The sequence below is a fragment of the Thioclava marina genome, assembly GCF_002020135.1.
GTDB classification, from domain to species: Bacteria; Pseudomonadota; Alphaproteobacteria; order Rhodobacterales; family Rhodobacteraceae; genus Thioclava; species Thioclava marina.
The window spans coordinates 45,610-54,448 of the sequence record NZ_MPZS01000004.1 but is presented as its reverse complement, the minus strand read 5'-3'; the positions used below and the strand labels follow the sequence as shown (position 1 = coordinate 54,448).

The following is an 8,839-nucleotide window of genomic DNA, read 5'->3' as shown; positions in this document are numbered from 1 at the left end:
GCCGCGCTCAGCCTCGCCGCGCTGCTTTACGTCATCTTCGCGACGGGCATGGGCCTTGTCATCTCCAGCTTCATCTCGAGTCAGATCGCCGCCATTTTCGCGACCTCGCTCCTGACGCTGCTGCCAGCCGTGCAATTCTCCGGTCTGGTCGACCCGGTGTCATCGCTCGAAGGCTTGGGCGCCTTTATCGGGAACGTCTATCCCGCCAGCTATTTCGTAACGGTCTCGCGCGGTGTCTTTTCCAAAGCGCTCGGTTTCGATGCGCTTGGGCCCGACCTTCTGGCCATGGCCCTTTCCGTGCCCGTGATTTTCGGCCTCGGCGTCGCGCTTCTGAAGAAACAGGCGAGGTAGGCAATGCGTGCGATGAACGTCCTGCATCTGGGAATCAAGGAGCTTCGTGGACTGGTCCGCGATCCGATGCTGATGGTCCTCATCGTCTACGCGTTCACACTGGCGATCTATACCGGCGCAAAGTCGATGCCGGAGAACCTGAACAAAGCGCCGATCTCCATCGTCGACGAGGATCGCTCGCCGCTGTCCCAGCAAATCACCGATGCGTTCTATCCCCCCTATTTCATGCCGCCCACGCTGATCACGCCGACGCAGATGGATGCGCGGATGGATGCGGGGACCGACACTTTCGCGCTCTCGATCCCGCCGGATTTCGAGGCGAACGTTCTGGCCGGACGTTCCCCCGCGCTGCAGCTCAATGTGGACGCGACGCGCATGAGTCAGGCCTTTACCGGCACGGGCTATGTCCAGCAGATCGTGACCTCCGAGGTGAATTCATTCCTTGCGCGGCATCGTGACGAGACGAGTTTGCCGGTCGGGCTCGATCTGCGCGCACGCTTCAATCCGGGGCTGAACCCGACCTGGTTCGGGGCGCTCTCGAACATCATCACGATGGTGACGATGCTTGGCATTGTCCTGACCGGAGCCGCGCTGATCCGGGAACGCGAACACGGCACCGTCGAGCATCTTCTGGTGATGCCGGTTTCGTCGCTCGAGATCATGCTCGCCAAAGTCTGGTCGATGGGGCTGGTTGTCGTCGTGGCCGCCGCCGCTTCGCTCTTGGTTGTCGTCGAGGGATTGCTGCAAGTGCCGGTCGCGGGGTCGCTTTCGTTATTTCTGCTGGGCACGGCGCTCGATCTCTTCGCGGTCACGTCCCTCGGGATCATGCTCGCGACGCTTGCGGGGTCGATGCCGCAATTCGGTTTGCTCCTCGTGATGGTCCTGCTCCCGCTGCAAGTCCTCTCCGGCACCGTGACGCCGCGCGAGAGCATGCCCTGGTTCATCCAGGATCTGATGCTTCTGGCCCCGAACACACATTTCGCCATGTTCGCGGAAGCCGTGCTGTTCCGGGGCGCCGGTCTGGCGATCGTCTGGCCGCAACTCGTCGCATTGGCGGTGCTTGGCTGCGGGTTGTTCATGATCGCTCACGCCCGGTTTCGCGCGTTCCTGAGGTAGCGCGGTGCCGCCGGTCCCGCGTGGCTCCGAAGATCGCGCCCGACGCCGGAGGCGTGGCGACGGTTTCGGAGAGCCCGGGATTTGAAGCGCACACGGCTGCCCAGAGGCCGGAATGCGAACGTTGTCAGGCCTCTTGGAAAGAGGCGGCCCGGAGGTGCTATTGAAAGTGACAATCGACGCTGCGCCGCGACCTCGCAATCGCAGTGATTGAACGGTCAAGGCCAAGCCGAGGGCTGTCGAATGAACGGTTCGACTAGACCGGGCAACCGCTGCGTGGTGGACGCTGAGTTTTTCGACCGACCGGGTGCTCTGACGAGAGAGAAGGTCAGAGCGAAGCCCCCCGCCGCTCCTCGTCTATCCCGCGTCGTGCTCGGGTCCGGGCTCTGGGACGTGGGGTAGCGTCACGATCGTGTGGTGGCCGTCGGCCTGCATCTCGAAACGGATCTCTGCGCCCGTCGGCATGAGAGCGTCGTTTGCGATTGCGAGGCCGAGGCCCGAACCTCTCGGGTCGACATTGTTGCCTTTGACGAATTTCTCGTGGGCGACGCGAGCGATTGACGGGGGCAGGCCCGGACCCGCATCGCGAATGTCGATCCGGATCCCCGATGCGGTTCTGCCGACACGCACGAGCACCTCCGAGCCGAGCGGACTCGCCTGAATGGCATTCTCGATCAGATTGCGCAGAGCAATGGTGATCAGGAAGGGATCGTCCCGTATCGCGGCGGGTCGCTCCCCTGTATCGAGGGCGAGGCCGATATTTCGGCGATCCGCGACATCCGCGAGATCGCCAAGCACCTGCGCGAGCGTCGTTTCCAGATCAATCGGAGCGACACGCCTCTCGCGGCTCTCGACCTGCGCGAGATCGAGCAGCTGGTGCACCATCCTGTCGGTGCGATCCACCGATGTCGAGATCGCCTGAAGGGCGTGATCGCGCACGGCGCTGTCCTCCGCGCGCCGCGCGATATGCGCCTGCGTCTTGAGACCCGCGAGCGGTGTCTTCATTTCATGCGCGGCAAAGGCGATGAAATCCCGCTCACGCGCGCGGGCTGCGGCGAGCCGGGCCAGAAGATCGTCGAGCGCGGCCGCAACGGGGCGGATCTCCTGCGGATGGGTCGTCGTCGCGGGCAAAGCGCTCAGATCATCGCTGCGCCGTGCCTCGAGTTCACGCGCGAGACGGGCGAGCGGCGACAGCCCCGTGCTGATGGCCAGCCAGATCAACCCCCACATCACCGGGAGGATCGCCAGCCCCGGCCACAGAAATCCCGAGATCACGTCATGCACGAGCCGGTCACGCACGGCGAGACTGTCTCCGACCGTGACCTGCCCGCCCAGCACGGGATCGACGATCGTATAGACGCGCAGCGCCTTGCCGTCCTGGGTGATATCGCGAAACCCGGTCGCATTCGCGGGCACGAGCTGCGCGCGCGGCGCCCCGTCCGAGCGCCCGACCAGCCCGTTCGTGAAGGACCAGATCTGGCAGAATTGCTGATGCTCGTAATCTGCGCTGTCGGGCAGGGAGATCCGCGCCGGGTCGTCGCGGTTGAGCGCGATCTGGTTTCTCGACACCAGCGACGAGACCATCCGCGCGGCCTCGACCAGCCGCGCGTCGAGCACCCGCGTCAGTTCGGCGCGCGTCGAATGTTCGATCCAGAGCACAGCCGAGAGCCAGACGGCCAGCGTGGCCCCGGTCAGGATCAGGAAGAGGCGGAGGCGGAGCGAGATGGCGAGCTCTCCTGAGGGCGCAGGCGGTAGCCGATACCGCGCAGGGTTTCGATGAAGTCGCGGCCGAGCTTGGCGCGCAGGTGGTGAATATGGACCTCGACGGCGTTGCTTTCGACCTCCTCGTCCCAGCCGTAAAGCCGGTCCTCGAGATCGGATTTCGCCAGCACCCGCCCCGGCCGTTCGGCCAGCGCCTGCAGCACGGCGAATTCGCGGCGCGAGAGTTTCAGCGGACGACCGTCGAAGCTGGCGAGACGCGCAGCGGGTTCCAGCTCCAGCCCGTCATGGACGATCCGGCCCGAGGCGCGCCCCTCCGCCCGGCGCGTCAGAGCCCTGAGCCGCGCGGCCAGTTCGTCGAGATCGAAGGGCTTGCCGAGGTAATCATCCGCCCCGGCATCAAGCCCCGCCACCCGGTCCCCGACCTGATCGCGCGCAGTCAGCAAAAGAACCGGCACCGCCGCCCGGCCCGCCCGCAATTCGCGCAGCAAATCGAGCCCCGATCCATCGGGCAGCATCAGATCGAGCACAAGGGCCGCGTAGTCGTTCGCAGCCAGCGCCGCGCGCGCATCCTCCAGACAGCCCACCACATCCGCGGTGAACCCGGCCATGCCGAGCCCGGCCCGAAGGCCGTCGGCCAGAATGCCGTCATCTTCGACAACGAGTATGCGCATCTTTTCTCCTTTTGCGCCCTTGGACCGCGCCAACCTTAAGGCTGACTTAAGATTCGCCGGGGATCCGGCCAACATGATCGCACGACCTTCCCTCCTCCCGCCATGCCGCGCCCTCTGGGGCCTCCTCCTCGCGCTCACCTTGCTGCCTGGCCTCGCCGCGGCGCAAGGGTTCGAGCTGCTCAAGCCCTCGGGCGCGGCGCCCCTCTCCCCCGAACAGGCCTTTCAGGTCGAAACGCACTGGCAAGGCGACGGGACGCTCGCGGTCTCGATCGACATCGCGAAAGGCTATTACCTTTATCGCGACCACCTGACCGTCAGTGCCGAGGACGGCGCGCCGCCGGTGATCGCGACCGAGCCCGGCGAGATGAAGGACGATCCGAATTTCGGCACCGTCGAGGTCTGGCACGACCGGACCGAGGCGACGGTCTCCGGCATCACCGGCGCCTTTACCCTGCATTGGCAGGGCTGCGAGGAGAAGGGCCTTTGCTACCCGCCGCAGAGCCGGGAGATCGCGCCGCCGCCCGGTGCCGAGAATCCCTCGGTCTCCGCCGCCTCTTCGCAAGGCTTTGGGGCGCCCGATTATGCGCAGGCGGCGAATGCGGCCCCCGCAGCGGTTGAGAACGCATCGGATCAGGGCTTGCGCCTCTCCTCCGATGACGGGCTTGTCGCGGGGATCGCGGCGAAGGGTGGCTGGGCCCTTGTGGTGGCAAGCTTCTTCGGGTTTGGCCTGCTACTGGCCTTCACCCCGTGCGTTCTCCCGATGGTGCCGATCGTCGCCGGGATGCTCGGCGCGCAGGGCAAGGGGCTGACGCCCGCCCGCGGTCTGGCGCTCACCGGAACCTATGTGCTTGCGATGGCGCTCGCCTTCGGACTGCTGGGCGTGGTCGCGGCATGGTCGGGGCAGAACCTGCAATTCCTGATGCAGGCGCCGGCGACGGTGATCGCCCTCGCGGCCCTGTTCGGCGTGCTGGCCCTGTCCTCCTTCGGGCTGTTCGAACTGCGGCTGCCTCAGGGACTGACCACGCGGATCGGGGCGCTGAAGGGCCCGCGCGGCACGCTGGCGGGGGCGGCCCTTCTGGGTTTCACCTCGACATTGATCGTCGGGCCCTGCGTGACCGCGCCGCTGGCGGGCGCTTTCCTCTATATCGCGCAGACGGGCGATGCGGGGCTTGGTGCAGCGGCGCTGTTTGCGCTGGGGCTTGGCCAAGGTGTGCCGCTTCTGGCTGTGGGTCTCTTCGGTTCCGCCATCCTGCCGCGCATGGGGGCGTGGATGACCGGGATCAACCGCGCCTTCGGCTTTGTCTTTCTCGCCGTGGCGATCTGGCTTCTGGGCCGGGTGATCGCGGGTCCGGTGGTGCTGGCGCTCTGGGCGCTGCTGCTGATCGGGGCGGGTGTGGCGCTTGGCGGGCGAGATCGGTTCGAGGCCGACAGCCCGGGCCTGCGCCGCCTTGGCGGGGCGCTTGGCCTCGCGGCGCTTCTGGCTGGCGCGCTTCTGGCGGTCGGGGCCGCGAGCGGGGCCTCCGATGCGCTGCGCCCCCTCGCCCGGCTGAGCATCGGCGCGTCGCCCGCCCCCGCCCAAGGCGCGATACTCACCGAAGCCGATTTTGCCCATGTCGAGACCCCCGAGGCGCTCCGCGCGGCCCTCGATGCCGCGAAAGGCGCGCCGGTGATGCTGATTACCACCGCCGAATGGTGCACCGAATGCGCCACCATCGCGCGCGAGGTCATCCCCGACCCGCAAGTTCAAGCCGCCCTGCGCCGCGTCACCCCGATCGCGGTGGATGTCACGAAAACCGGTACGCCGCAGCAGGCGCTGCTCAAATCGCTCGGTGTGATCGGGCCGCCGACGCTGATCTTCCTGACGCCCGATCACAAGGAGGCCCCCGGCACCCGGCTGGTCGGGGACGTAAGCCCTGCAACCCTCTCCGCATCGCTCGAGGAGATCGCGCAATGACGCTCGCCCGCTTCGCCCTGCCCGCCCTGATCGCAATGGCCGCCTGCGCGCCCCAGCCGCCGGCCGAGCCACCACCCGCTGCGACCGAGCCGCAACTCAGCCCGCGCGTGCAGGCGATCTACGGCGCGATGGAGGATGACGGGCGGGTCATCCCGGCGGTGAACCCGAAATTTCTCAGCGACGAGAAAGCCCGGCAGGAGGTCGATTACTGGACCGACGAGCCGCCCGGCACCATCGTCGTCGACCCTTGGGCGCGCAGGCTCTACCTCGTGCAGAAGAACGACCGTGCGCTGCGCTACACCGTCGCCGTAGGCGAGGACGGGCGCGGTTTCGCGGGCGAGGCGCATATCCCCTACCAACGCGACTGGCCGAAATGGACGCCGACGCAAAGCATGATCAAGGAGGATCCCGCGCTCTACGGGCCGGTGAAGGACGGGCTCGACGGCGGGCTCGACAATCCGCTGGGCGCGCGTGCGCTCTATCTGCATCAGGGCAACAAGGACACGCTCTATCGCATCCACGGAACGATGGACGATTCCAGCATCGGCAAGGCGACGTCGGCAGGCTGCATCCGGCTGTTCAACCAGGACATCATCGACCTCGCCGAGAGGGTGCGCTCGGGCACGCAAGTCGTGGTGCTGACCCGCGCGGAAAGCGGCAAGGGCACGGTGCCACCGGGCCAGCCGCTGCCGCCCATCGCCTACAACCCCGAGGATTTCCCCCAAACCGATCCCACAGGAGACCAGACATGATCGACCGCAGACATTTCCTTACACTCGCCGGTGCCAGCTCGGCGCTCTTCATCCTGCCCCGTGCGGGACAGGCGGCCGACATCTCGCCGCAGGCGGTGTTCAACGACCCCGACGCCCCGGCGCTCGGCAACCCGCAGGGCGATGTCACCCTTGTCGAATATTTCGACTACCAGTGCCCGTTCTGCAAATCGAACCATCCGGTCGTCGAGCAGGTGATGAAGGAAGACGGCGACCTGCGCGTGGTGATGAAGGATTGGCCGATCTTCGGCGCGCCCTCGGTCTATGCCTCGCAACTGGCGCTTGGCGCGCAGGGTCTGGGCAAATACGAGGTCGCGCTCGAGGCGCTTATGGCGACGAAGGGCAAGCTCACGAACGCGCAGATCGACAGCACGCTCGCCGCGGCGGGGGTCGATCCGAAAGAGGCCGAGGCGAGCTACAAGGCCGACCGCAAGGCGATCGACGGATTGCTCATCCGCAATTCCCAGCAAGCCATCGCGATCGGGCTGCAAGGCACGCCCGCCTATATCATCGGGCGCGACGTCTATCCCGGTGCCGTCGATGCCGACACGTTGCGCCGCGCGATCAAGGCGGCTCGCGAGAGCTGAGACGCGGATCGTCTGTTTTCGGCGACAGGCCGCCAGCCTAGGGCGTGACCGATGGATCGGGCAGCGAGCGAGGCTGAGTGACACACGAGATCAGGTCGGGGATGTTCTCCGGCCTGATCTTCGCCTCTTCTGCGCCGAAGTGCCTTCACCCCCGCGCGCCCTGCCCGCGTGCATAGACGTCGTCATAGCGGATGATGTCATCCTCGCCGAGATAGGCGCCGGTCTGCACCTCGATCAGCGTCAGCGGCACCTTGCCGGGGTTCTCCATGCGGTGAACGGCCCCGAGCGGGATATACACCGACTGGTTCTCGGTCACGAGTTTCACCTCGTCATCCACGGTGACCTGTGCCGTCCCCGCGACGACAATCCAGTGTTCGGCACGGTGGTGGTGGCTTTGCAGGCTCAGCGCGGCACCGGGGTGGACATGAATGCGTTTGACCTGGAAACGCTGGCCGACCACAAGGCTCTCATACCAGCCCCAGGGGCGGAAATCGCGGGGCAGGGTCTCGGCTTGCGCGGCGCCTTTGGCCTTCAGCTCGGCGACGGCTTTCTTGACATCCTGTGCGCGGGACTTGTGGGCCACCAGCACCGCATCGGGCATCGCGACCGCGATGATGTCTTCAAGACCGATACCCACGAGCTGCTGCGCCTCGCTGGTCGATTGCAGCAGCGACTCCTTGCAGTCGATGGCGGTGGCCGCGCCGGCGGTGACAATGCCGTTTTCATCGGGTTTCTGCTCGCGCCAGACCGCCTGCCAGTCGCCAAGGTCCGACCACGCCCCGCCATAGGGCACGACGGAGAGATTGTCGGCACGTTCCATCACCGCATAGTCGATCGAGATATCCTCGAGCCCCTTCCAGGGCGCGGGCGCAAGACGGGTGAAGCCCAGATCCCGCACCGCTCCGGCCACCGCGCCCCGAACCTGCGCAAGCGTGTCGGGCGCGTATCTGGCGAATGCCTTCAGGATCGTCGTGGTCGAGAACAGGAAGATCCCGGCATTCCACAGGTGCATCCCGTCTTGCAGCAGCGCCTCGGCCTTTGCCAGATCGGGCTTTTCGACGAAGGATTTGAGCGGCTGGGGCGTGGCGGAAAACTCCGCGTCGGGGGCTTCGCTCAGTTCGAGCCAGCCATAGCCGGTTTCGGGGCGATCGGGGCGGATACCGAAGGTGACGAGCTGGCCCGCCTCGGCCGCAGGTGCGGCGGCTTTGACGGCGGCGCGGAAGGCCCCGGCGTCGGAAATGACATGATCGGAGGGCGCGACCAGCATCAGCGCGCCGGGTTTGCGCGCCTCCAGCACCAGAGCGCCGGCACAGATCGCCGCGGCGGTATTCCGGGCGCAAGGCTCGATCAGGATATCGGCGGGCGCGATCTGGAGGGCAGCCAGCTGTTCGATCACCACGAAGCGGAAATCCGCGCCGGTGATCACCGAGGGTGCGGCGAAGCCATGGCCCGAGAGCCGCTTGGCCGAGGCCTGGAACAGGCTTTCCTCGCCCATCAGGCGCACGAATTGCTTGGGGTAGGACTTGCGCGAAAGCGGCCAAAGACGTGTGCCCGACCCTCCGCACAGAAGAACGGGGTGGATGGTGGCGTCAAGTGTATCCTGCGACATAGGTTTCACTCTTTCTAAGAATTTCAGGAAATACGGGCTCCGGTGGCCCTGCGCGACCACCG

7 protein-coding genes and 1 pseudogene are annotated in these 8,839 nt (G+C 66.4%); 5 read left to right on the top strand and 3 right to left on the bottom strand.

Annotated elements, in window-relative coordinates; all coding sequences use genetic code 11:
- Together BMG00_RS17685 and BMG00_RS17330 are read left to right on the top strand one after the other, a co-directional pair.
- Window positions 1–351: pseudogene (locus tag BMG00_RS17685) on the top strand (ABC transporter permease); the annotation flags it as partial.
- A 3-nt stretch (window positions 352–354) separates the two neighbouring features.
- A complete protein-coding gene (locus BMG00_RS17330; protein ID WP_078575348.1) occupies window positions 355–1,467 on the top strand; it encodes an ABC transporter permease in 1,113 nt (370 codons plus the stop codon).
- Between the two features lie 354 nt (window positions 1,468–1,821).
- Here BMG00_RS17330 and BMG00_RS17325 read toward each other — a convergent pair whose 3' ends face one another.
- Together BMG00_RS17325 and BMG00_RS17320 are read right to left on the bottom strand one after the other, a co-directional pair.
- Window positions 1,822–3,144 carry a sensor histidine kinase gene (locus BMG00_RS17325; protein ID WP_281251079.1) on the bottom strand — a complete coding sequence of 441 codons (1,323 nt, stop codon included), beginning with the start codon at window positions 3,142–3,144 and terminating at the stop codon, window positions 1,822–1,824.
- Window positions 3,145–3,161: 17 nt separating this feature from the next.
- Window positions 3,162–3,857, bottom strand: a complete 696-nt coding sequence (locus tag BMG00_RS17320; protein WP_078575346.1) for a response regulator — start codon at window positions 3,855–3,857, stop codon at window positions 3,162–3,164.
- Window positions 3,858–3,996: 139 nt separating this feature from the next.
- Between BMG00_RS17320 and dsbD the strand changes: the two genes are divergently transcribed.
- From dsbD to BMG00_RS17305, 3 genes are read left to right on the top strand one after another with little or no spacing between them, the layout of a single operon-like run.
- Entirely contained in the window at window positions 3,997–5,811 is a 1,815-nt protein-coding gene (gene dsbD, locus BMG00_RS17315; protein ID WP_245795081.1) for a protein-disulfide reductase DsbD, read from the top strand.
- Window positions 5,808–6,563 carry a L,D-transpeptidase gene (locus BMG00_RS17310; protein WP_078575344.1) on the top strand — a complete coding sequence of 252 codons (756 nt, stop codon included), beginning with the start codon at window positions 5,808–5,810 and terminating at the stop codon, window positions 6,561–6,563. Before dsbD ends, BMG00_RS17310 begins: the two co-directional genes overlap by 4 nt.
- On the top strand, window positions 6,560–7,168 hold the full coding sequence (locus BMG00_RS17305; protein WP_078575343.1) for a DsbA family protein: 609 nt from the start codon (window positions 6,560–6,562) through the stop codon (window positions 7,166–7,168). The genes BMG00_RS17310 and BMG00_RS17305 overlap by 4 nt, the downstream gene beginning before the upstream one ends.
- A 145-nt stretch (window positions 7,169–7,313) precedes the next feature.
- On the opposite strand, the gene BMG00_RS17300 is transcribed toward BMG00_RS17305, so the two are convergent.
- Window positions 7,314–8,777, bottom strand: coding sequence for a mannose-1-phosphate guanylyltransferase/mannose-6-phosphate isomerase (locus tag BMG00_RS17300; protein WP_078575341.1), 1,464 nt, complete (start codon window positions 8,775–8,777; stop codon window positions 7,314–7,316).
- Window positions 8,778–8,839 lie beyond the last annotated feature (62 nt).

What these genes read in the sequence shown, in the direction of transcription:
- BMG00_RS17330 (WP_078575348.1), top strand. Translation starts at nt 355, where the DNA reads ATGCGTGCGATGAACGTCCTGCATCTGGGAATCAAGGAGCTTCGTGGA.
- BMG00_RS17320 (WP_078575346.1), bottom strand. Translation starts at nt 3,857, where the DNA reads ATGCGCATACTCGTTGTCGAAGATGACGGCATTCTGGCCGACGGCCTT.
- BMG00_RS17300 (WP_078575341.1), bottom strand. Translation starts at nt 8,777, where the DNA reads ATGTCGCAGGATACACTTGACGCCACCATCCACCCCGTTCTTCTGTGC.
- BMG00_RS17310 (WP_078575344.1), top strand. Translation starts at nt 5,808, where the DNA reads ATGACGCTCGCCCGCTTCGCCCTGCCCGCCCTGATCGCAATGGCCGCC.
- BMG00_RS17305 (WP_078575343.1), top strand. Translation starts at nt 6,560, where the DNA reads ATGATCGACCGCAGACATTTCCTTACACTCGCCGGTGCCAGCTCGGCG.